We start from the raw sequence: 20472 nt of genomic DNA on the forward strand, positions 1-20472 counted from the left end.
CGAAGCTGCGGAGCCGACTCCGGAGCCCGTGGGGGAACCCGTGCCGGACGACGAGGCGCTCGAAGACGCCGGCCTCGAGGGTGAGGATGCCGCCGAAGAGGGCGACTTCGACGACGAAGAGGACGGCGAATACGAGGACGACGACTACGACGACGATGAGGACGCCCCGCGCGGGCAGCCCATCTCCGTCCTGCCGCCGTTGCCGACGATGCCGGACCATCCGCGCTGCGGCTTCATCGCGCTGGTCGGTGCGCCGAATGCCGGCAAGTCGACGCTGCTGAACGCGATGATCGGCAGCAAGGTGTCGATCGTCAGCCCGAAGGTGCAGACCACCCGCACCCGCGTGCTCGGCATCACCATCCAGGGCGATGCCCAGATGATCTTCGTCGACACCCCCGGCATCTTCAAGCCGAAGCGCCGGTTGGACCGCGCCATGGTGGCGGCTGCCTGGCAGGGGGCGGAGGATGCCGACGTGATCGGCGTGCTCTACGACGTGTCGCGCCGCTCCATCGACGAGGACACTCGCAGCATCGTCGCCCGGCTGAAGGAACAGGGGCGCGAAGCCATCCTGATCCTGAACAAGATCGATCTGGTGAAGCGCGACGTCCTGCTGGGCATCGCCGACGCCTTCCGGCAGGAGGGCATCTTCTCCGACATCTTCATGGTGTCGGCCTTCACCGAGGACGGCGTCGCCCATCTGAAGCAGTTCCTGGCCGACCGTCTGCCGGAAGGGCCGTGGCATTTCCCGGAGGACCAGATCTCCGACATGCCGATGCGCCTGCTGGCGGCGGAGATCACCCGCGAGAAGCTGTTCCTCCAGCTTCACCAGGAGCTTCCCTATTCCGCCACGGTCGAGACCGAGGTGTGGGAGGAGTTCGACGACGGCTCGGTCAAGATCTCGCAGGTCATCTTCGTGCAGCGCGAAAGCCAGAAGGCCATCGTGCTGGGCAAGGGCGGCCAGCGGATCAAGGCGCTGGGATCGGCCGCGCGCTCCGAGCTGACGCACATGCTGGAACGCCGCGTCCACCTGATCCTGTTCGTGAAGGTGCGCGAGGGCTGGGTCGACGATCCGGAACGCTACTCGGCCTGGGGCCTCGATTTCGGAGCGTCCTGACCTCGTGGCGTCCCGCCCCATGAAAAAGGCCCTCTCCTGCGGGAGAGGGCCTTTTCATTTGTCCGCCGTTGAGCGGTTTCGTCAGGCGGCGATCAGGCGCAGATGGCCGTCGAAATCGTCGAGCGCGCGCATCAGGTCCATCATCGCCTGATCGGCCTGGGCGCGGGCGAAGGGCCATGCGTCGTCATCGGCCATGTGGGCGGCCTCGATGCGGGCGATGGCGCGATTGTTCAGGCCGCGGAGACGGTCGAGCGTGCGTTCCCACGTCTCGCGCCGGTTGCTGTCCGCGCGCTCCACCATCGATCGCAGGGTTTCCATGCGGTCGGTGGCGCGCAGCACCAGATCACGGCTCAACGTGTCGAAAGCTTGCCGGTTGCGGCGGCTCATGAAGTGTCCTCCTTTGATCCTCAACCGTTTTTTGACTTCTTGGCGCTTTTGACCTCTCGGCCGGATGGAAAGATATCCCCGCGCCGACATGACGAAAACACGCCGGAAGCGCAGTCGGCACAGCCCGTTTGGGAGATGCCGCCCGGTTTTCGCGGTGCGATTTCGCAGTTGCGGAATACCTGTCCGAATCCAAATCCCGCCGGGCCGCCAAGCCCATCAAGGACAAGGCAAACCCGGTGGCCAAGGAAGTCATCCTGGTTGGATTGCGTTTCCTCCATGGCCGGTTTCATCCGGCCCGTTCCTGTTTTTATACGCCGTCATTTTGACGACGTTCTTTTGTTTTGGTGACGCTTTTGTGCCGGAATGCCGCTGTCGGGTCAATTCGCCCAAAAATCATAGTCGGCGCGCAATCTGTCGCAGCCTTAAGGCGAGGTTGTAGACCTGTTATTCAGCAGAAAGTCGGAAGTGGTAGACCTGGCGGGAGCGCGGTCCTGATCCTATGCGTGCGTGTTCACTCGGCCGCGACGGCATAGGCGGGGACGGCCTCGGCATTGGCCGGCTCAGGCAAGACGGAGCCGCAGCAGGGGGCGGCGGCCGGCGTCGCCACGACGGCTGCGGCAGCGGCGGCCTGCTGTGCGAAGATAGCGCGGTGTTCGCTGGCCATGCTGCGCATGGTCGGAACGCATTTGCCGCACTGGACCTGGCAATTGTGATGGCGGAACACCGAGGCCGGGGTCGTGGCGCCCTGATCGAGCGCAGCCTTGACCTTCTTATCGTTCAACGCGTGGCAGATGCAGACGAACATAAGCCCTCGGCGAAAATCGGTTTCGGATGAGGTGTCCTGAGCCCAGCAATAGCTGAGAGTGAGAATCGTTGTCAATGCAGCAATTGCGAGCCAATCGCATATAAGAAGTTTCGAGACGCTTTGTCACAGCCCCCTTCGCGTCACGCCGAAAGGGGTGAGCCGCATCCTTGCGCTTGCATTCGACGGCCGGCAGCGGTAGCCCGTGGGGCATGGACGACAGCACCCCCAAAACCGCCTCCCCGAATGCCCCCGGCACCGACCCGAAAGCCATTCCCGGCGCGGTGGTGACCCCGCTTGGCCAGACCATCTATCTGGCGGCGGACGGCTTCCTCGACGATCTGGTGGCGGAACTGGGGGATGTCGCATCGGTCGACGGCCGGCTGGTCTTCGTCGACGGTCCGGCCCGGCCGGCGGCCTGGGCGCAGAACATCTGGTACGACCCGGTCCGCATCGACTTCCCTTCGATCAAGGGCGGGGCAAAGGCTCTGCGCGGCATCCAGCGCAATTGGGCGCTGTGGTCGCAGCGCCATCACCGCCGCGCCGCCCTGATCCAGGAAAACCTGCCGCATGTGTCGGCCAAGCCGGTGGTCTTCCCGTCGCCCCTGCCGACGGCGCCGCTGGGCTCCTGGACGCTGGTGGACGAGTCCACCATCATCGCCGCGGCGCACTGTTCCAGCCCCTTCCGCAACGGCGAGGTGACCTTCGTCGAGAACCGCACGGCGCCGCCCAACCGGGCCTATCTGAAGCTGTGGGAGGCGCTGACCCTGTTCGGCGAGCAGCCGGGACCGGGCGACCGCTGTCTCGACCTCGGCGCCTGTCCCGGCGGCTGGACCTGGGTGCTGCACGAGCTGGGGGCGTCGGTGGTCAGCGTCGACAAGGCGCCGCTCGATCCGGCCATCGCCGCCCTGCCGCGGGTGGAGATCCGCCAGGAGAGCGCCTTCGGCCTGAAGCCGGCGACGGTCGGTCCGGTCGATTGGCTGTGCTGCGACGTGATCTGCTATCCGACCCGCCTGCTGCGGCTGGTGAAGGAGTGGATGGACAGCGGGCTGGCCAAGCGCTTCGTCTGCACGCTGAAGTTCCAGGCGGACACCGACCATGAGACCGCCCGCGCCTTCGCGGAGATCCCCGGCGGCCGGGTGCTCCACCTCCACCACAACAAGCACGAGCTGACCTGGATCTGGCCGGCGAAATAAGGGCCGGCAAAATAAGAGCCAGTACTGGGCTCAGGCCAGCGCCCGCCCCTCGGCATAGCCATAGCTGACGTAATGCTGCTTGGCGGCGGTCAGGTTGCCGCCGACGGCGGTGCGGACGTCCGGGTTCGCCGCCAGATAGGCGGCGGCGTTGAAGCGGGTCAGCGAACGGCCCTCCAGCCGGCCGCTGACGATGTAATGCAGTTCCACCGCTTCGCGGTTGTCGCCGAAGGCGGCGATCAGGTCGGGGTTGCTGGCCTCGTAGGACAGCGTGTCGAACAGGGTGGAGCTGCGGCCCTCGCGGTTGCCGGCCTCGATGTAATGGCGGGTGGCGGCGGCGACGTCGCTGCCGAAGCTGGTCAGCAGGTCGCCATAGCCGGCCAGATAATTGTAGGGATCGAAGCCGGTCAGGCTGCGGCCCTCATAGACGCCGGCACCGATCAGATGCTGGGTCGCCGCCGCGGCGTTGGTGCCGAGTGCTGCGATCAGGTCGCTGTTGGAGGCGACGTAGCGCAGCGCGTCGAAACTGCCGGACACCATCGACGACAGGGCGGTGCTGCCGTCGGCGAAGCGCAGATAGTCGATGTTGGTCAGCAGGTCGTTGCCGTCGGCGCCGCTGACGATGTAGCGGCCGGCGTCCAGCGACTGGACGCGGTACTGCGCACGGCGTCCGCTGAGCACCACGGTGTCGGTCCCGGCGCCGCCGTCGATGACGTTGCCCAGATCGTTGACGGTGAAGCTGTCGTTCCCGCTGCCGCCGGTCGCCAGCTGCACCCTGGTGCCATAGGCCAGAGCCAGGAAGGTCGTGCCGCCGGCGCTGCTGAACTGGCCGCTGCGCAAATCCAGCGACAGGTCGGCCGTCTGGGCGGCACCGTTCAGGCTGTTGTGGCCGGTGGGGTCCCACAGGGTGGTGAAGCTGGCGGTGTTCAGCGCATAGCCGGTGTCGCCGGCCCCGGTCGCCATGTTGGCGCCGTAGAGATACTGGATCGCGGCGATGTCGTAGAGGCTGGGGCCGGTCAGGTAGGTCCCCGACGGCAGCGCGGCGTTCTCGTTGTAGGACATGATGCTGAACGCATAATTGTCCGTCGCCGCCGGCAGATAGGGCCCCTCCGTTCCGTCGTCGGTGCCGGCGTTGTAGTTGCCGGGATGCTTCAGCCCCAGCGCATGGCCGATCTCGTGGATGACGGTCATGTAGCTGTAGCTGCCCGACGTCGGGTTGGTGTTCCCGGCGCTGTCGTTGGCCAGGAACACCTGTCCGCCCTGGATGCCGGTGGAGGGATAATAGGCGTAGGCCGCCGACTGGCCGCGCTGCCGGTTGGTCCCGAAGGCGACCGCCGCGCTCGCGGCGTCGGAAATCTCCACGAAGGTGACGTTGGCGACCGCGCTCCAGGCCGCCAGCGCCTGCCGGACGGCGGCGCGCTGGGCCGTGCTCATGGCGGCGAAACCGGTGGAGTCGGCGGAGGAGACCTGCCGCGCGCTGGTCAGGAAGCCATAGGTGACGGTGGCGGCGGCGCCGACGGAGCCGCCGTCCAGCACCGTGCCGTTGTTGCCCCAATGCGGTGTTCCGCTGGCGAGCAGGGTGGCGACGGTGTCGGACGGCGCAGACTGGCTCATGGACGCTGGCTCTCGCGGTGATCGGGGAGGGGCAAACAGGGAAGGGCAGGCGGGGACATGGCCCGGACGAACGCCGAGACACGAGGGATATATGGCTGATACGGAAGACGGGAACAGCCTCCAGCGCAACCGGTCAGGCGCGGCGCAGGGCCAGTTCGATGGAGGGGCGCAGCATGGAGGCGGCGGCATGGCCGATCTCCACCGCCTCGGCGGCGCGGTCGAACTCCAGGATGCCGATATGGGCCAGCCGCGGCGCGATCAGCACGTCGGGCGGTTCGCCGGCCAGACGGGACCGGGTGATGCGGTCCTGCATGATGTCGATGGAGCCGGCCATCACCTCCAGCGCGTTGGGCATATGCTTGTGGGCATGGGCGTCGTCGATCTGGTCGGCCAGGAACTGGGTGCGCCGGCTGGGCTTGCGGCCGAGCCATGTCGAGATCTGGCTGGTCAGGTGGGACAAGGCGGGGGAACCGGCGTCGCCGCCCGCCACCACCGGTTCCGGCGCCTTGACCGCGACCGTGTTGCCGCCGATTCCCTTGCCGCCAAGCCCTTTCCCGGTCAGCCCCTTGCCGGCGGTGCGGCCGGTCGGCCGGCCCAGCGGCGACAGCTCGCTGTTCAGGTTGACCGCGACCACGATGTCGGCCCCCAGCGCCCGGCAGAGCGAGACCGGCACCGGATTGACCAGGGCGCCGTCCACCAGCAGGTGATGGTCGCGCCGCACCGCGGGGAACAGGCCGGGCATGGCGGCCGAGGCCATCACCGCCGACATCAGCGGGCCGTCGCGCAGCCACATCTCGCGCCCCGTCGACAGGTCGGTGGCGACGGTGGCGAAGGGCATCGGCAGCTTTTCGATCAGGACGTTGCTGCGCTCGTTGTCGAAGCGGCCGAACGCCTTCTCGGCCGCCACCAGACCGCCGCGGCGGAAGGTGAGGTCGATGATGCCCAGCATGCCGAGCCAGCCCATCTTCTGCGCCCAGGCCTGAAGCTCGTCGAGCTGGTCTGTCAGATAGGCGGCCCCCACCGCGGCGCCGATCGAGGTGCCGCAGATAATGTCGGGCTTGATCCCGATCTCCTCCAGTGCGCGCAGGACGCCGATGTGCGCCCAGCCGCGCGCCGCACCGCTGCCCAGCGCAAGCCCGATCTTCAGGTCGGTTCCCTTCGCCATCCGCATCTCCCGTCGGCGCCCCCGGTGTCGGGGGCCAGATGCCCCCGGGCATCGGAGGCTGGATGCCTCCGGCATCGGAGGCTTGATCTAGAGCTTATCATCTAGGCATTACCGCCCGGTTTCGGAAGCGGCCGGAAGTGGCACGCCGCCGGAGACGACGGCATCGCCACCCGCGAGATGGGAAATGTCGAAAATTTGGCCGATGTTTGACCTGGATCAGAGGTTGGCTGGGCATGACTGTGGCAATTCTGTGCCACTGGTCGAGCATTGTCGTGGTGCCGGGTGATTTTAACCATGCGTCAACTGCCCGGGATGCAGTTTCGTTGCGTTGCAGTGTAGTTCCCGAACCCCGGAAGGTTTGTCATGGCCGACGAACTGAAAAGCTTCAGAAAAGACTGGAAGCGCTGGTCGCCGATGGAGCGGCTGGTTGCCGTCACCGTGCTGGCCCTGATCGCGCTCCTCGGTGCGCCGGCTGCCGCCAGCCTGTTCTGAACCACGCCGCCGGCGAGGCCGGCACCCATGCGGTTGCGCCGGCCACAGTGTGATGCGCGGGCAACTCGGGCACGGTGTCAGGACCCTTGGCGGGGTCATCTTTACGGGCTCTTAACCCTCGCGCCCTAGGCTTTGTCGGCTCGGACAGTTCCTTGGACGGTTGGGCGCCACAAGCGGTCGGAGCATCGAACCTCCGCCGTGGAAGGCACCGACGGTGCGCTCGCCGGAGGGCGCGAACCGGGGAGGTTCCGGCACTTTCCGCCAAGGCCTTGCCCCTCTCGCTGGACACGCCCGATGACCTTCTCCGCCCAATCCGCCGTGACGGAACAGAAGCTCCTGAGACAGCGCCTCGACACCGCCTTCGCGGAAGCCGCACAGCCGCTGTCGCGCGACGAGGTGACGGACATCGTCCGCAACATCCTGGGCAGCATGGACGGCGACATCTCCGCCACCGACCTGCGCCTGTACAAGGAGGTGGTGGACCTCGCCAAGTACATCGAGACGGCCAAGCAGGAGATCGCTGCGCTCCAGCCGGCCGAAATCCGCGACGAACACATCCGCACCGCGACGGACGAGCTGGACGCGGTGATCGGCGCGACGGAAAAGGCGACCTTCGCCATCTTCGACGCCTGCGACGCCATCGGCGCCGTCGCCGGACAGACGGATGCCGGCACCTCGGCCAAGCTGAACGACCAGATCACCGCGATCTACGAGGCCTGCAACTTCCAGGACATTACCGGCCAGCGCATCAGCAAGGTGGTGCGCACGCTGAAGCACATCGAATCGAAGGTGGACATGATCGTCGCCGCCTTCGGCAGCGAGGTGCGGCAGAACCACGCCCCGCGGCTGGCGAAGCTGGCGGCGGAGGAGGCGGAGGCCGCCGTGCATTTCGAGCCGATGAGCGCGGCGGAGGCCGATCAGCAGCTTCTGCATGGCCCGCAGCTGCCGGGCAACGCCATGGACCAGGACGAGATCGACCGTCTGCTGGCCAGTTTCGACTGACGCCATGCTGCCCGGCTCCCCCATCAGCAGGCCCGGCGGCGGGCACACGGCCCAGGGCATCGCCCCAGGGGCGGGAGGCGCCGGATTGCCGTTGCTGCTGCGGGCCGGGCGCGCCGGCGGTTCGGGCAGCCATGCCAATCCGAACAACGGCAGCATCCTGCTTCTGCTGTCGCTGTTCCTGCTGCTCCTGGTCTTCTTCATCGTGCTGAACGCCCATTCGGTGCAGACGGTGCAGAAGGTCAAGGCGGTCGCCGCCTCGCTGGAGCGGACCTTCCCCAGCTTCGTCATCGATCCGCGCCTGCGCGACGGATCCGAACCGGTGGCCTCGCGCGCCGGGACCGTCTTCGCCGTGCAGCGGCTGGAGGATGTCGGCACCCTGTTCGCCACCGCGGTCGCGGTCTCCAAGGTGGAGGTGGTCGCCCCCGGCCAGCTGCTGGAGGTGCGCCTGCCCGCCGACGATTTGTTCGTTCCCGGCACCATGACCCTGCGGCCGGACCGGCAGGGGCTGATCGACCGCATCGCCGACGCGCTCCGCCAGTCGCGCCAGGGCGAGCGGGTGGAGTTGGACGCGCTGCTCGGCATCGGCCCGACGGGAACGCCCAGCCAGCCGCCGGGGCCGGTCGCCCGTGCCGGCGTGCTGGCCCGCGCCCTGGTCGAGGATGGGGCGCCGGCCCGCAACGTCACCGTCGGTATCGAACGCGGCGAGCCCGGCGGGGTGCGGCTGCTGTTCTCCCTGCGCTGGGACGAGGACGGGGCGGCCCGTCCGGTCGCGAAGGCGGCACCGGCGAAGCCCACCACACCGACCAATACCGTCCCTGCGAATACGGCACCGGCGAAAGCCGAGGTGCGGAAATGATCCGCGTTCCCCGGATCGCCGGCAGGGCGGACGATGGCGGCGCCCAGCGCAAGACGCTGTGGCTGATCAGCTTCACAGACCTGATCTCACTCATGCTCGCCTTCTTCGTGCTGATGTATTCGATGAGCGAGCCGGAGGCGGAGCGCTGGACCCGTCTGGCGAAGGGCGTGTCGGAGTCGATCCCGGCCGCGCGCTCGACCGCGACGACCCCGTCGGACCGGCCGGCCGATCCCGGCGCCGCCTTCAACGCCATGGCGGTGGAGGCGAGGGCGGCCATCGACCTGCATTATCTGGCCGCCTTGCTGGGAAGCCAGCTGCGGTCGAACGCGGAGCTGGCGGTGGTCGATGTCCGGCGCGAAGATGACCGGGTGGTCATCCGCCTGCCGGGAGAGCGGATGTTCGACCCCACCGGTGCCGCCTTCACCGAGGAGGGGCGGCGGGTGCTGTTCCTGCTGGGTGCCGTCATCGGCCGCATCGGCAACCGCATCGAGCTGGTCGGCCATGCGGAGCATGAGGACACGACCGGCGGCGTCGCCTGGGAACGGGCGCTGACGCGGGCGGTCGCCGTCTCCGCCGCCCTGCGCGAGACCGGCTATCGCCGCGATCTGGTGGCGCGGGCGGTGATGATGCCGGTGGACGGGGTAGGGATTGGGGCAGGGATTGCCGGCGATGTGTCGGGCGGCGGGGGGCGCCTGCCGGTCGACATCGTGGTGCGCGAGGAAGGAGCGGATTGAGGTGACGGACGGCTCGGGCTATCGACGGAAGCGCTGGCTGCGCGGCTGTGCCGCCGCGGTGGCGCTGCTTGCCGTGCCGGTCCTGCTCTCCACCCTGCCGGCCGATGCCGCCAGCGTGCCGGTGCGCGGCGGCACCCACAAGGATTTCGGCCGTCTGGTCTTCGACTGGCCGGGCAAGGTCGATTTCACCGCGGCGGTCGAGGGCGACCGGCTGGTCATCGCCTTCACCGAACCCATCGACGCCCCGGTCGACCGGCTGGTGCGGGCGCTGCCCGACTATCTCGCCGCCGGGCGGGTGGAGGCCGATGGAAAGACGGTGTCCTTCGACCTGAAGCGCCCGGTTTCGCTGAAGAGCTTCCGCAACGGCAATGCCGTCGCCATCGACCTGTCGCCCGCGGCGGCGGGCGCCGCCCCGCAGCAGGCCAATGCCAATGCCGAGCCCGCGCCGCCGGCCCCCGCGAAGGCGGATGCCGCGAAGCCGGTGCCGTCCGCCGGCCGGCTGCGGGTGCAGGGGGGCGACCAGCCCGACCGGAGCCGCCTGACCTTCGATTGGCCGGCCCCGGTCGGCTACAAGGTGACCCGCGACGGCGCCGCGGTGACCGTCGCCTTCGACAAGGGCGGCACCGCCGACCTGTCGGCCCTGCCCAAGGCACCGCTGCGCAACATCCGCAACATTGAATCCTACCGCCAGCCCGACGGCTCGCTGGCGGTCACGCTCGCCGTGCCGCAGGACGCCGAGGTGAGCGACAGCGCGTCGGGCAAGTCGATGGTGCTGACCGTCGGCAATCCGGGATCGCGCGCCGGCCTGAAGAGCGACGGCGCCGCTCCGGCAGCCGTTGCGCCCGCTTCGGGCTCCCAAGGGACGCCGGCCGGGCCGGGCAGCCAGGGCGCCAGCGGCAACCAGGGCGCCAGCCAGCCTGCACCGGCGAAGGACGTAGCCAAGGAGGGCGGCAAGGACGCCCCCACCGTGGCGTCGGCCACCTCCGGCCGGTCGGCCGTCGCCGCGAACGCCGCCGCGGCCAACACTGCCGCCAACCCGGCTCCTGCCGCTCCGCCGGCCGAGGCCAAGGCGGCTCCGGCGGCTGCTGCCGATGCGAAGGCCCAGCTGGCGGCGGGGCCGAAGGGGCCGGTGCTGACCTTCGACACCGGCGGCCCTGCCTCCATCGCGGTCTATCCGCGGGCGGGACAGCTCTACATCGCCTTCGACCGGCCGATGCCGATCGGCGCCGGCAAGCTCAGCGGTCCCGGCGCCGAGCTGATGGGCGCGGTGGAGCCGGTGCCGGCGACCGGCGGCAGCGTCTTCCGCACCAAGATCGGCCCGATGGTGTGGCCGACGGTGGAGCGGCAGGGCACCACATGGCGCATCCTGTCCTCCGCCCGCCCCGCCAACATGGGCAGCACCGGCGACCTGCGGGTCGAGCCGGACCCCGATTTCCTGCTGGGCGCCCGGCTGCTGGTGCGGGCCCCCGATGCGGCCAACGTCGTGCAGTTCGCCGACCCGGACGTCGGCGACCGCATCCAGGTCGTTCCGCTTCCCAGCCCGGGGCAGGGGGTGCCCGAACCCCACCGCTATCCGGACCTTGAGGTCATGGCCTCCTACCAGGGCGTGGTGGTGCGGCCGATCTCCGACAATGTGACGGTGCGGGCGATCAAGGAGGGGGTGGAGCTGACCACCGCCGGCGGCCTGCACATCTCGCCCACCGCCGATTCCGGCAACGCGGCGTCACCGCCGCCGCCCGCCGCCGTCCCGCCGTCGGCCGCTCCGCAGCCGGTTCCGGCGCAGCTGGCCGCCGCGCCGATGCCGGCGCCACCGGCCGGCGGGTCGTCCGCCGCCATGGAGCCGCCCAAGGTCCAGCCCGCCCAAACGCCCGCCCAGATGCAGGGGCGCCGGCTGTTCAACCTGCCGGCCTGGAAGCGCGGCGAGCTCGACCATTTCACCGAGGCGCGGCAGGACCTCCAGCTCGCCGTCGTCAACGCGCCGGAATCGGAGCGGCCGAAGGCGCAGCTCGATCTCGCCCGCTTCTATTTCGCCAACGGGTTCGGGCAGGAGACGCTCGGCCTGCTGGACGTGCTGCAACAGAACCAGCCCGACCTGGAAGGCTGGCCGGAGTTCCGGGCCTTGCGCGGCGCCGCCCGCGTGCTGACCGGCGATCTCGACGGCGGCGAGGCCGACCTGTCGATCCCCTCGCTCGCCGGCAATCCGGAAGCCAATCTGTGGCGCGCCGCCATCGCCGCGGACCGCCGCGACTGGCCCAAGGCGATGGCCGGCTTCAAGGCGTCGGGCCAGATCCTGAACAGCTATCCCGATCCGATGCTGGGCAAGCTCGGGCTGCGGGCGGCGGAGGCGGCGCTGGAAACGCGCGACACCGCGACCGCCAAGCGGCTGTTCGACCGCGTCATCGAGCATGGCGGCCCGGATCAGGAGGAGAACCCGCAGACCCAGTATCTGCGCGGCCTGCTCTATGCCCAGACCGGCGAGATCGATCAGGCACGCCAGCAGCTGACCGCCGCCTACAACAGCTACGACCGCTTCTACCGTGCCAAGGCCGGGCTGGCGCTGACCAATCTGGAGCTGTCGGAAGGCAAGATGTCGCCGACCGCGGCGGCGGAGCAGCTGGCCGGCTTGACCTTCACCTGGCGCGGCGACGATCTGGAGATGCAGATCCGCTCGCGCATGGGCGAGGTGCTGATCGCCGGCGGTGAATATGCCAAGGGCTTCAACACGATGAAGGAGACGGCTGCCCTGGTCGCCGACACGCCGCGGGCCGAGGCGATCACCAAGGAGATGTCGCGCATCTTCGCCGACCTCTACAAGGACGGGGCGCAGCGCCTGCCCACGCTGGACGCCATGCAGCTCTACGACCAGTTCCGCGAGCTGACCCCGGTGGGCGAGGCCGGCGACGAGATCATCCGGCAACTGGCGGAACGGCTGATTTCCATCGACCTGCTGAACCGCGCCGCCGACCTGCTGCAGCATCAGGTCGAATACCGCCTGTCCGGGCTCGACAAGGCGCGGGTCGGCACCCGGCTGGCCTCGGTCCGGCTGCTCGACAACAAGCCGGAAGAGGCGTTGAAGGCGCTGGAACTGTCGAACGTCGCCGGGCTGCCGGCCGATCTGGCGGCGGAGCGGCGGCTGATGCAGGCCAAGGCGCTGGCGGAATTGAACCGCGGCGACGAGGCGATGCAGATTCTGGCCCAGGACGACAGCACCAACGCCAATCTGCTGCGCGTCGACATCGCCTGGAAGGGGCAGAAGTGGGATGCGGCGGCGCTGGCGCTGAACAAGGTGATCGGAGCGCCGCCAGCACCGGGCAAGCCGCTCGATCCCAACATGTCGCAGCTCGTGCTGAACCGTGCCGTCGCGCTGGCGCTGGCCGGCGACGGCAACGGGCTCAACCTGCTGAAAAAGGATTTTGAAGGGTCGATGAAGGGCGGGCCGAACGAGGATGCCTTCCGCATTCTGACCCGCCCCGAACAGGCGATGGGCCTGATCGACGTCGGCACGATCCGCTCCCGCGTCGCGGAAGTGGATATGTTCAAGAAGTTTTTGAAGCAGTATCGCGGCGGCAAGCAATCCGCGGACAAGCCGACCTCTTAAATCGGCGGAATGCCGGGCGGAAAACGCCGCCCGCCGCCGCCCGCATTCCTGCGGTTACTTCGGCAGTAGAACCTTGTCGATGACATGGACGACGCCGTTGGACTGCTGGACGTCGGCGATGGTGACGCGGGCGGTGTTGCCCGACGCGTCGGCGACCATCACGGCATCGCCGGACTGGGTGAAAGTCAGCGGCATGCCTTCCACCGTCTTCAGCATCGCCTTGCCGTTGCCCTTCTTGATGTCCGCCACGAGGTCCTTGGCGTCCAGCTTGCCCGGAATGACGTGGTAGGTCAGCACCTTGGTCAGCTGGCCCTTGTTCTCAGGCTTCAGCAGCGTGTCGACGGTGCCGGCGGGCAGTGCGGCGAAGGCCTCGTTGGTCGGGGCGAAGACGGTGAAGGGGCCCTTGCCGTTCAGCGTGTCGACCAGCCCGGCGGCCTTCACGGCGGCGACGAGGGTGGTGTGGTCCTTCGACTGGGATGCGTTCTCCACGATGGTCTTGCTGGGGTACATCGGCGCGCCCCCGACCATCTTTTCCATGGCGGCATTGGCGCAGCCGGCAAAAAGAAGGGTGGCGATCGCCACGGTGGCAACCTTCTTCATAGCATTTCCTCTTATCGGTGAAGGTCCGCTTCCCGCGGACACAACACCGATACGGAGGCTTCTTTCGCTCAGATCACCATTTTTTCTGTTGGTGGCGGCGATTTCCGCGAGAGCGAAGGAGGTAAGTCTTCGGTCGTGCCCAGCCGTCCTTCAACCGGCTACAGCTGTACCTGCGTGCCGAGTTCCACCACGCGGTTGGGCGGCAGCTTGAAGAAATCGGTGGCGCTGACCGAGGTGCGCGACATCACCACGAACAGCTTCTCCCGCCACAGCGCCATCTGGGAGTTCATCTGCGGGATCAGCGTCTCCCGGCCCAGGAAGAAGGAGGTCGCCATCACGTCGAACTCCAGCCCGAACGCCTTGCACAGGCGCAGGGCCTTGGGAATATTCGGCTCCTGCGAGAAGCCGTAGCGCACCGTGATGCGGTAGAAGCCGTCGGCCAGCCCCTCGACCAGCACGCGGTCCTTGGCCGGGACGCGCGGCACGTCGTCCACCACCACGGTGACGAAGACGACGCGCTCGTGCAGGACCTGATTGTGCTTCAAATTGTGCAGCAGGGCGATCGGCACGGTGTTGGAGCTGGAGGTCATGAAGACCGCCGTGCCCTTCACCCGATGGATGTCGCCCTTCTTCGCCTGCCGCTGGATGAAGGCGTCGAGCGGCAGCGATTCCTCGGCCAGCCGCTTGGTCAGCACCGCGCGGCCGCGGCGCCAGGTGGACATCAGGCCCAGCGTGACGCAGGCGATCACCAGCGGCACCCAGCCGCCATGGGGGATCTTCACCGCATTGGCGGCGAAGAAGGAGACCTCCACCGTCAGGAAGGCGGCGCCGACCCCGAAACAGACCGGCAGGCTCCAGTTCCAGCGGCGGCGGGCCACCACCAGGAACAGGCTGGTGGTGATGATCATGTCGCCGGTCACCGCGATGCCGTAGGCGGCGGCGAGGCGGCTGGAGGACTGGAACACCAGGACGAGGCCCAGCACCGCGGCCAGCAGGCCCCAGTTGGCGCGGGGGATGTAGATCTGCCCTTCCTCCTCGTTGGAGGTGTGGCGGATGTCGAGACGCGGGCAGAGCCCGAGCTGCACCGCCTGCCGGGTCAGCGAGAACACGCCGGAAATGACCGCCTGGCTGGCGATGACGGCGGCGGCGGTGGACAGGCCGATCAGCGGATAGAGCGCCCAATCCGGCGCCAGCAGGTAGAATGGGCTGCGCACCGCCGTCGGGTCGTTCAGCAGCAGCGCGCACTGGCCCAGATAGTTCAGCAGCAGCGCCGGCAGCACCACCGCCAGCCAGGCCACCTGGATGGGGCGGCGGCCGAAATGGCCCATGTCGGCATAGAGCGCCTCGCCGCCGGTCACCGCCAGCACCACGGCACCCAGCACCAGGAAACCGGCGATGCCGTGGTCGGCGAAGAAGGAGATGGCGTAGAGCGGGTTGAAGGCGACCAGCACGCTCGGCTGCTCGATCACCTCCAGCAGACCGAGGACGCCCAGCGTGGCGAACCAGGCCAGCATGATCGGACCGAACAGCGCCCCGACGCGCGAGGTGCCGTGGCTCTGGATGGCGAACAGGGCGATCACGATGGCGACGGTCAGCGGCACCACCGCCGATTCCAGCGCCGGCTCGGCCACGCCCAGGCCTTCCACCGCGGACAGCACGGACATCGCCGGGGTGATCATGCCGTCGCCGTAGAACAGCGCGGCACCGAACAGCCCCAGCGCCGTCAGCACGGTCAGCCGGCCCGAGGCGTCGGGCCGCGTCTTCGACGCCAGCGCCAGCAGGGAGAGGATGCCTCCCTCGCCCTTGTTGTCGGCCCGCATGACGAAGCCCACATATTTGACGGTGACGACCATCACCAGTGCCCAGAACACCAGCGACATGATGCCCAGCACGTTGTCGTGGGTCAGCGGCAGCCCATGCTCGCCGCCGAAGCATTCGCGCAGCGTGTAGAGCGGGCTGGTGCCGATGTCGCCGAAGACGACGCCCAGGGCACCGAGGGTCAGCGTCGCGAGCTTGCCGGTGTCGGGCTGCGCGGCCTTCAAAGCGGTATCAGTCATGCAGTGATTGCGGTCCGAAGTTGGTCCGTCGTTCAAAACGCCCGTTCGATGGCGCCCGTGGTGGCGGCGATGGTCGCCGGGCCGCCCATCCCGCCGTAAACGCGCATCGCCTTTCCTCATACGCGTTTACGGCGCCCGACGCCAGAGCGTGCTTGCGCGGCCCCTCCGGCGCCGGGGGGATGCGACGAAGTGCGCAGGACTTTTCCCGCTGTGCGTGTCGCCTCAGAGCGTTCCGAAACTGCGGGCAAGCGAGCCGGCGATCAGATACCACCCGTCGACCAGCACGAAGAAGATGATCTTGAACGGAATCGCCACCATGGTCGGCGGCAGCATCATCATGCCCATCGACATCAGGATCGACGACACCACCATGTCGATGATCAGGAAGGGCAGGAACAGCAGGAAGCCGATCTCGAAGCCGCGCTTGATCTCGGAAATCATGAAGGCCGGGACCAGCACATGCAGGGGCATGTCGTTCGCCTCCGGCACCGACTGGATGCGGGCCATGTCCATGAACAGGCGCAGGTCCTTCTCGGCGGTGTGGTGCAGCATGAAATCGCGGAGCGGCGCCATCGTGCGGCGGAACGCCTCCATCTCGTCGATTTCCTGATTCATCAGCGGCTGGATGCCCTGGGCGTAGCTGCGCTCGAACACCGGGGCCATGACGAAGAAGGTCAGAAACAGCGCCAGCGACATCATCACCGTGGTCGGCGGCACCTGCTGCACGCCCAGCGCGTTGCGCAGGAAGGACAGCACGATGACGATGCGGGTGAAGGCCGTCATCATGATTAGGATCGACGGCGCCAGCGACAGCACCGTGATCAGCCCGATGGTCTGGACGATGCGGCCGGTGGCGGTGCCGCCGGCGTCGCCCAGGTCGAAGGTCAGGCTCTGCGCCAGCGCCGGCCCGGCGCTCAGGCCCAGCGCCACGCCGACGGCGAGCGCCAGCGCCAGCCCGGCGGCGGCCGGCTTCCAGCAGGACCGGAGACGGCGGAGCATGGCCAGCCTCATCGCGGATCGCTCCCCGCCGGGCGGGGGGTGTCGCCCGGTGCGGCCTCCGCCCCGGCGAGCGCGCTGTCGAACCCGCCCGCCGGCGTGCTGTCGACCAGCAGGTCGCCGTTGGCGCCCAGCAGGATCAGATGCTCGCGGTCGTCGCGGCGGACCAGGACCAGCCGCCGCTTGGCGTCGATCGGCAGGGCCTCCACCACGCTCAGCCGGCGCTGGCGGGCGCGTCCGCGCACCGTTCCGCCGGCCATGCCGACCCGGCGCATCACCCAGGCGACGACCATGATCAGCGCCACGACGAAGACGAGCGCCATCAGGAATTTGATATACTGGTCGAGATCCATGGAAACGGCAGGCTTTCTCTGGTCAGGGCGTGTCGTCGGCCAGGCCGGTATCTGTCAGGCCGGTATCTGTCAGGCCGGGATCCGCCAGACCGGATCCGGCCGGGCCGGCGCTGCGGCCATAGGCGGCCGCCGCGCGCTGGCGGGCGGTGTGCGGATCGTCGCGGCCGGCCAGTGCGGCGGAGACGGCCTCCTCGCGTCCTTTCTGCTGGTCGGTCAGGGCGGCGGCGAGCGGACCCAGCGCCGCAACCAAATCGCCGAGCGGGCCGAGCAGCGTGCGCGCCTCGCCCCGCGGCAGCGTCTCCGCGGCAAGGCAGAGATGGGCGACGCGGTCCTCCAGCCCGGCGAGATCGATCAGGACGCCGGCCTCCGCCTGCGCCCGCGCGTCGTCGAGCGTGGCGCCCAGCGCTGCCGCCCGTTGCGCGATGCCGGCTGCCGACTCGGTGCCGTCTGGACCGGGAGGAGCGGGGGAGGGCGAAAGGGCGGATGGCGGCATGGATGGCGGACGGGTCACGGCTTGTCCTCCTCCGGACTCTCTTCGGATCGCGGCTCCGGCGGCAGGGTGCCGTTGGCGCGGTAGACATAGGCCAGGATTTCGGCCACCGCGGCGATGGCTTCGACCGGAATGTCGCTGTCGACCTCGATGGCGGACAGGATTTCGACCAGATCGGCGTCCTCGCGCACCTTCACGCCGTTGGCGAAGGCGACCTCCAGGATCTGTTCCGCCACCGTGCCCTTGCCGGTGGCCACGATCCGCGGCAGGCTCTCGGTGCCCAGCTCGTACTTCAGCGCCACCGCGACCGGGCGTTGCGCCGGGCGCCGGGCGGCAGGCTGCCTCTTGCCGGCAGTCGGGCCGGCAGGCGACGGGGCGGGAGGGCGGGCTTGCGCGGACAACAGGCGGCCTTGGTCAGGGGGTCCTTCCTGCGCCGCATCCTGGACCGGTAGGCTTAACGAACTGTAAAGGCGGTTGTCCCGGCCGATTCTCGCAGGTAAGGATTCATCCTTCGTTAACGCAAACGGGCGACCATTGCACTCCATGGCGATATCCTTGCCGGACGCCGCCGTCAGGGCGGCATTCGGCGGGATCGGCGGCGGTATTGGTGGCGGGATCAGGGCGATGGACCTCGGAAATCTCGGACTCTTCAAACTGATGTCGCGCAAGATGGACTGGCTGACCCAACGCCAGGAAGTCCTGTCGCAGAACATCGCCAACGCCGACACGCCCGAATACAAGAGCCGGGACCTCAAGCCCTTCAGCTTCCGCGACGCGCTGAGCGACAGCCGGCGGCTGACCCCGGTGGCGACCAACGCGTCCCATCTGGCCGGCACCCGCGGCGCCGGCGGCATGGCCCAGGAACAGAAGGTGCGCGATCCGTACGAGACGGCGCCGGACGGCAACAACGTCGTGCTGGAAGACCAGATGATGCGGATGAGCCAGAGTTCGATGGATTACCAGACCATCACGAACCTGTATAAGAAGCAGGTGGCGATGATCAAGTCGGCGATCCGCTCGGGCAGCTGAGCGTCATTCCGGCCGATCTTTCCGGCCGGGTTTTGAGGAGGCGGTGCGATGGATCTCTACAAGTCGATGGCGGTGTCCGCCTCGGGCATGAAGGCGCAGGGCACGCGCCTGAAGGTCATCTCGGAGAATCTGGCCAACGCCAACACCACCGCCGAGACGCCCGGCGATCTGCCCTATCGCCGCAAGACCGTCATCTTCAAGAACGAGCTGGACCGGGCGATGGACGTCGACAAGGTCCGCGTCGCCAAGGTCGATGTGGACAAGAGCGACTTCCAGCGCAAGTACGACCCGTCGCACCCGTCGGCCGACGCCGACGGCTATGTCCTGATGCCCAACGTCAATTCGGTGGTGGAGGCGATGGACATGCGCGAGGCCCAGCGCAGCTACGAAGCCAACCTGTCGGCCATCGACACCGCGCGCCAGATGCTGACCCGCACGCTCGACCTTCTCCGCACCTGATTTTCGCCTGCTCAGCCGCAAACCCTCCTGACCGACCGGAACCGCCGCCATGATCAATCCGCTGAACGCCGCCGCGGCCTATGCCACCACCGCCGCCAAGACGACCGGCCCCGGCATGCCCGCGCGCGACGGCGCCTCCTTCGGCGACGTGCTGGAGCAGGCGGCCAAGGAGAGCATCGGCACCCTGAGGAAGAGCGAGGACATCTCGGCGATGGCGGCCGTCGGCAAGGCCGACCTGAACGACGTCGTCCAGGCGGTGACCAACGCCGAGGTGACGTTGCAGACCGTCACCGCCGTGCGCGACAAGGTGCTGAACGCCTACCAGGAAATCCTGCGCATGCCGATGTGACGGCCTGCGCCCGGTCCCAGCCGCCGTCATGCCCAGCTTGCAGTTATGAACGAGACCGAAGTCATCGAGCTTTGCCGCACCTCGATCGTCACGCTGGTGATCGTGTGCGGACCGATTCTGGTCATCATGATGGCGCTCGGCACCGTCATCTCCATCTTCCAGGCCGTCACCCAGATCAGCGAGCAGACCATCGCCATGGTGCCGAAGGTGATGCTGGTCTTCGGGCTCAGCATCCTGCTGATGCCCTTCATGCTGAGCAAGCTGACCGAGTTCTTCGAGCATGAGGTCGCCGACCGCATCGTCGCCATCGGCGTCGGCGCCAACGAGAATGGCGGCGCGCCCTTCACCCCCGGCACCGGCGTGACGCCCGCCCCGGCACCGACCGCCGCCGCGGCGGGCCAATGACCATCCTGCAGCAGCTGCTGGGCGAACAGATCTTCGTCTGGATGCTGGTCTTCATGCGGGTCGGCACCGCCTTCAGCGTGATGCCGACCATCGGCGACGCCTTCGTTCCCACCCGCGCACGGCTGCTGTTCGCGCTGGTGGTCAGCATGGTGGCGGCGCCGGCGATCCGGCCGATGCTGCCGCCGATGCCGGGCAACCCGTTCCAGCTGCTGGTGCTGGCCGCCGGCGAAATGACCATAGGCATCTTCATGGGCACCATCGCCCGGCTGCTGATGGGCGCGCTGGAGGTGGCCGGCACCATCATCAGCCTGCAGAGCGGGCTGGCCAACGCGCAGATCTTCAACCCGGCGCTGGCGTCCGCCGGGTCGCTGCCCGGTTCGCTGATGGGGTGGCTGGGACTGCTTCTGCTGTTCGTCACCGACCTGCACCATCTGCTGATCATGGCGGTGGTCGACAGCTATTCCACCTTCCCGCCCGGTGCCGCCATCCCGGTCGACGACATGGCGAACGTGGTCGGGCAGCTGGTGTCGAAGAGCTTCATGATGGGGGTGCAGATGGCAGCTCCCTTCCTGATCACCGGCATCCTGTTCGCGCTGGCGCTCGGGCTCCTGAACAAGCTGGCGCCGCAGGTGCAGGTGTTCCAGCTGTTCACCTCGGTCCAGGTGCTGCTTGGGCTGTTCATGTTCGCCCTGACGCTGGGGGCGATGATGCTGTTCTGGCTGTCGCGCTTCGAATCGACCTTCATCGAATTCCTGAAGCCGCTGTAGAAGGAGGACG

23 protein-coding genes are annotated in these 20472 nt (G+C 68.2%); 12 read left to right on the forward strand and 11 right to left on the reverse strand.

Going from position 1 to position 20472, the window contains the following annotated elements; all coding sequences use genetic code 11:
- Positions 1–208: 208 nt before the first annotated feature.
- Positions 209–1114 carry a GTPase Era gene (gene era / locus ACWPN3_RS15065; protein WP_109453340.1) on the forward strand — a complete coding sequence of 302 codons (906 nt, stop codon included), beginning with the start codon at positions 209–211 and terminating at the stop codon, positions 1112–1114.
- 81 nt (positions 1115–1195) lie between these two features.
- Here era and ACWPN3_RS15070 read toward each other — a convergent pair whose 3' ends face one another.
- The 3 genes from ACWPN3_RS15070 to ACWPN3_RS15080 all read right to left on the reverse strand — a co-directional run bounded on the left by ACWPN3_RS15070 (position 1196) and on the right by ACWPN3_RS15080 (position 2306).
- Positions 1196–1501 carry a hypothetical protein gene (locus tag ACWPN3_RS15070; RefSeq protein WP_098740106.1) on the reverse strand — a complete coding sequence of 102 codons (306 nt, stop codon included), beginning with the start codon at positions 1499–1501 and terminating at the stop codon, positions 1196–1198.
- A gap of 20 nt (positions 1502–1521) precedes the next feature.
- Entirely contained in the window at positions 1522–1791 is a 270-nt protein-coding gene (locus tag ACWPN3_RS15075) for a hypothetical protein (protein ID WP_492240348.1), read from the reverse strand.
- A 221-nt stretch (positions 1792–2012) separates the two neighbouring features.
- A complete protein-coding gene (locus ACWPN3_RS15080) occupies positions 2013–2306 on the reverse strand; it encodes a (2Fe-2S)-binding protein (RefSeq protein WP_109451972.1) in 294 nt (97 codons plus the stop codon).
- Positions 2307–2515: 209 nt separating this feature from the next.
- Between ACWPN3_RS15080 and ACWPN3_RS15085 the strand changes: the two genes are divergently transcribed.
- Entirely contained in the window at positions 2516–3499 is a 984-nt protein-coding gene (locus ACWPN3_RS15085) for an SAM-dependent methyltransferase (protein WP_492240349.1), read from the forward strand.
- A 30-nt stretch (positions 3500–3529) separates the two neighbouring features.
- Here ACWPN3_RS15085 and ACWPN3_RS15090 read toward each other — a convergent pair whose 3' ends face one another.
- Complete coding sequence (locus tag ACWPN3_RS15090) at positions 3530–5110, reverse strand: matrixin family metalloprotease (protein ID WP_492261544.1); 1581 nt, start codon at positions 5108–5110, stop codon at positions 3530–3532.
- Between the two features lie 133 nt (positions 5111–5243).
- Positions 5244–6275, reverse strand: a complete 1032-nt coding sequence (locus tag ACWPN3_RS15095; RefSeq protein WP_492240351.1) for a patatin-like phospholipase family protein — start codon at positions 6273–6275, stop codon at positions 5244–5246.
- A 363-nt stretch (positions 6276–6638) separates the two neighbouring features.
- On the opposite strand from ACWPN3_RS15095, the gene ACWPN3_RS15100 reads away from it, so the two are divergent.
- The 5 genes from ACWPN3_RS15100 to ACWPN3_RS15120 all read left to right on the forward strand — a co-directional run bounded on the left by ACWPN3_RS15100 (position 6639) and on the right by ACWPN3_RS15120 (position 12957).
- Positions 6639–6767 carry a hypothetical protein gene (locus ACWPN3_RS15100; protein WP_492240352.1) on the forward strand — a complete coding sequence of 43 codons (129 nt, stop codon included), beginning with the start codon at positions 6639–6641 and terminating at the stop codon, positions 6765–6767.
- Between the two features lie 294 nt (positions 6768–7061).
- The gene (locus ACWPN3_RS15105) at positions 7062–7769 is read left to right on the forward strand and encodes a protein phosphatase CheZ (RefSeq protein ID WP_109451966.1); all 708 of its coding nucleotides are present in this window, start codon (positions 7062–7064) and stop codon (positions 7767–7769) included.
- A gap of 85 nt (positions 7770–7854) precedes the next feature.
- Complete coding sequence (locus ACWPN3_RS15110; protein WP_247873330.1) at positions 7855–8625, forward strand: hypothetical protein; 771 nt, start codon at positions 7855–7857, stop codon at positions 8623–8625.
- Positions 8622–9359, forward strand: a complete 738-nt coding sequence (locus ACWPN3_RS15115; protein ID WP_492240353.1) for an OmpA/MotB family protein — start codon at positions 8622–8624, stop codon at positions 9357–9359. Before ACWPN3_RS15110 ends, ACWPN3_RS15115 begins: the two co-directional genes overlap by 4 nt.
- A gap of 1 nt (position 9360) precedes the next feature.
- Entirely contained in the window at positions 9361–12957 is a 3597-nt protein-coding gene (locus ACWPN3_RS15120) for a tetratricopeptide repeat protein (RefSeq protein WP_492240354.1), read from the forward strand.
- A 54-nt stretch (positions 12958–13011) separates the two neighbouring features.
- Here the strand turns inward: ACWPN3_RS15120 and ACWPN3_RS15125 are convergent, their stop codons facing one another.
- The 6 genes from ACWPN3_RS15125 to ACWPN3_RS15150 all read right to left on the reverse strand — a co-directional run bounded on the left by ACWPN3_RS15125 (position 13012) and on the right by ACWPN3_RS15150 (position 17854).
- Positions 13012–13557: a fasciclin domain-containing protein gene (locus ACWPN3_RS15125; RefSeq protein WP_109449518.1), complete on the reverse strand. Its 546-nt coding sequence runs from the start codon at positions 13555–13557 to the stop codon at positions 13012–13014.
- A 158-nt stretch (positions 13558–13715) separates the two neighbouring features.
- Positions 13716–15614, reverse strand: a complete 1899-nt coding sequence (locus ACWPN3_RS15130) for a potassium transporter Kup (RefSeq protein ID WP_109449515.1) — start codon at positions 15612–15614, stop codon at positions 13716–13718.
- A 222-nt stretch (positions 15615–15836) separates the two neighbouring features.
- Positions 15837–16613, reverse strand: a complete 777-nt coding sequence (gene fliP, locus ACWPN3_RS15135; protein WP_492240355.1) for a flagellar type III secretion system pore protein FliP — start codon at positions 16611–16613, stop codon at positions 15837–15839.
- A gap of 8 nt (positions 16614–16621) precedes the next feature.
- Positions 16622–16963, reverse strand: a complete 342-nt coding sequence (locus tag ACWPN3_RS15140; RefSeq protein WP_492240356.1) for a FliO/MopB family protein — start codon at positions 16961–16963, stop codon at positions 16622–16624.
- A gap of 22 nt (positions 16964–16985) precedes the next feature.
- Complete coding sequence (locus ACWPN3_RS15145) at positions 16986–17474, reverse strand: hypothetical protein (protein WP_492240357.1); 489 nt, start codon at positions 17472–17474, stop codon at positions 16986–16988.
- Positions 17471–17854 (reverse strand): EscU/YscU/HrcU family type III secretion system export apparatus switch protein, encoded by a 384-nt coding sequence (locus ACWPN3_RS15150; RefSeq protein ID WP_492261545.1) that lies wholly within the window; start codon positions 17852–17854, stop codon positions 17471–17473. The genes ACWPN3_RS15145 and ACWPN3_RS15150 overlap by 4 nt, the downstream gene beginning before the upstream one ends.
- A gap of 256 nt (positions 17855–18110) precedes the next feature.
- On the opposite strand from ACWPN3_RS15150, the gene flgB reads away from it, so the two are divergent.
- From flgB to fliR, 5 genes are read left to right on the forward strand one after another with little or no spacing between them, the layout of a single operon-like run.
- Positions 18111–18482 carry a flagellar basal body rod protein FlgB gene (gene flgB, locus ACWPN3_RS15155; protein ID WP_395458162.1) on the forward strand — a complete coding sequence of 124 codons (372 nt, stop codon included), beginning with the start codon at positions 18111–18113 and terminating at the stop codon, positions 18480–18482.
- Positions 18483–18530: 48 nt separating this feature from the next.
- The gene (gene flgC / locus ACWPN3_RS15160) at positions 18531–18941 is read left to right on the forward strand and encodes a flagellar basal body rod protein FlgC (protein WP_098740091.1); all 411 of its coding nucleotides are present in this window, start codon (positions 18531–18533) and stop codon (positions 18939–18941) included.
- A gap of 49 nt (positions 18942–18990) precedes the next feature.
- Entirely contained in the window at positions 18991–19290 is a 300-nt protein-coding gene (fliE, locus tag ACWPN3_RS15165) for a flagellar hook-basal body complex protein FliE (RefSeq protein WP_109449505.1), read from the forward strand.
- Between the two features lie 45 nt (positions 19291–19335).
- Entirely contained in the window at positions 19336–19695 is a 360-nt protein-coding gene (locus tag ACWPN3_RS15170) for a flagellar biosynthetic protein FliQ (protein WP_098740089.1), read from the forward strand.
- Positions 19692–20462: a flagellar biosynthetic protein FliR gene (gene fliR, locus ACWPN3_RS15175; RefSeq protein WP_109449503.1), complete on the forward strand. Its 771-nt coding sequence runs from the start codon at positions 19692–19694 to the stop codon at positions 20460–20462. Before ACWPN3_RS15170 ends, fliR begins: the two co-directional genes overlap by 4 nt.
- Positions 20463–20472: the final 10 nt, after the last annotated feature.

Source organism: Azospirillum sp. UENF 111221, from assembly GCF_058780625.1.

Bases quoted from the DNA above. Each gene is read 5' to 3' on its own strand.
- fliR (WP_109449503.1), top strand. From the start codon at position 19,692: ATGACCATCCTGCAGCAGCTGCTGGGCGAACAGATCTTCGTCTGGATG.
- fliE (WP_109449505.1), top strand. From the start codon at position 18,991: ATGATCAATCCGCTGAACGCCGCCGCGGCCTATGCCACCACCGCCGCC.
- ACWPN3_RS15070 (WP_098740106.1), bottom strand. From the start codon at position 1,501: ATGAGCCGCCGCAACCGGCAAGCTTTCGACACGTTGAGCCGTGATCTG.
- ACWPN3_RS15080 (WP_109451972.1), bottom strand. From the start codon at position 2,306: ATGTTCGTCTGCATCTGCCACGCGTTGAACGATAAGAAGGTCAAGGCT.
- flgB (WP_395458162.1), top strand. From the start codon at position 18,111: ATGTCGCGCAAGATGGACTGGCTGACCCAACGCCAGGAAGTCCTGTCG.
- ACWPN3_RS15115 (WP_492240353.1), top strand. From the start codon at position 8,622: ATGATCCGCGTTCCCCGGATCGCCGGCAGGGCGGACGATGGCGGCGCC.
- ACWPN3_RS15130 (WP_109449515.1), bottom strand. From the start codon at position 15,614: ATGACTGATACCGCTTTGAAGGCCGCGCAGCCCGACACCGGCAAGCTC.
- era (WP_109453340.1), top strand. From the start codon at position 209: ATGCCGGACCATCCGCGCTGCGGCTTCATCGCGCTGGTCGGTGCGCCG.
- ACWPN3_RS15140 (WP_492240356.1), bottom strand. From the start codon at position 16,963: ATGGATCTCGACCAGTATATCAAATTCCTGATGGCGCTCGTCTTCGTC.
- ACWPN3_RS15125 (WP_109449518.1), bottom strand. From the start codon at position 13,557: ATGAAGAAGGTTGCCACCGTGGCGATCGCCACCCTTCTTTTTGCCGGC.
- ACWPN3_RS15105 (WP_109451966.1), top strand. From the start codon at position 7,062: ATGACCTTCTCCGCCCAATCCGCCGTGACGGAACAGAAGCTCCTGAGA.
- ACWPN3_RS15085 (WP_492240349.1), top strand. From the start codon at position 2,516: ATGGACGACAGCACCCCCAAAACCGCCTCCCCGAATGCCCCCGGCACC.
- flgC (WP_098740091.1), top strand. From the start codon at position 18,531: ATGGATCTCTACAAGTCGATGGCGGTGTCCGCCTCGGGCATGAAGGCG.
- ACWPN3_RS15170 (WP_098740089.1), top strand. From the start codon at position 19,336: ATGAACGAGACCGAAGTCATCGAGCTTTGCCGCACCTCGATCGTCACG.
- ACWPN3_RS15100 (WP_492240352.1), top strand. From the start codon at position 6,639: ATGGCCGACGAACTGAAAAGCTTCAGAAAAGACTGGAAGCGCTGGTCG.
- ACWPN3_RS15095 (WP_492240351.1), bottom strand. From the start codon at position 6,275: ATGGCGAAGGGAACCGACCTGAAGATCGGGCTTGCGCTGGGCAGCGGT.
- ACWPN3_RS15075 (WP_492240348.1), bottom strand. From the start codon at position 1,791: ATGAAACCGGCCATGGAGGAAACGCAATCCAACCAGGATGACTTCCTT.
- ACWPN3_RS15090 (WP_492261544.1), bottom strand. From the start codon at position 5,110: ATGAGCCAGTCTGCGCCGTCCGACACCGTCGCCACCCTGCTCGCCAGC.
- fliP (WP_492240355.1), bottom strand. From the start codon at position 16,613: ATGCTCCGCCGTCTCCGGTCCTGCTGGAAGCCGGCCGCCGCCGGGCTG.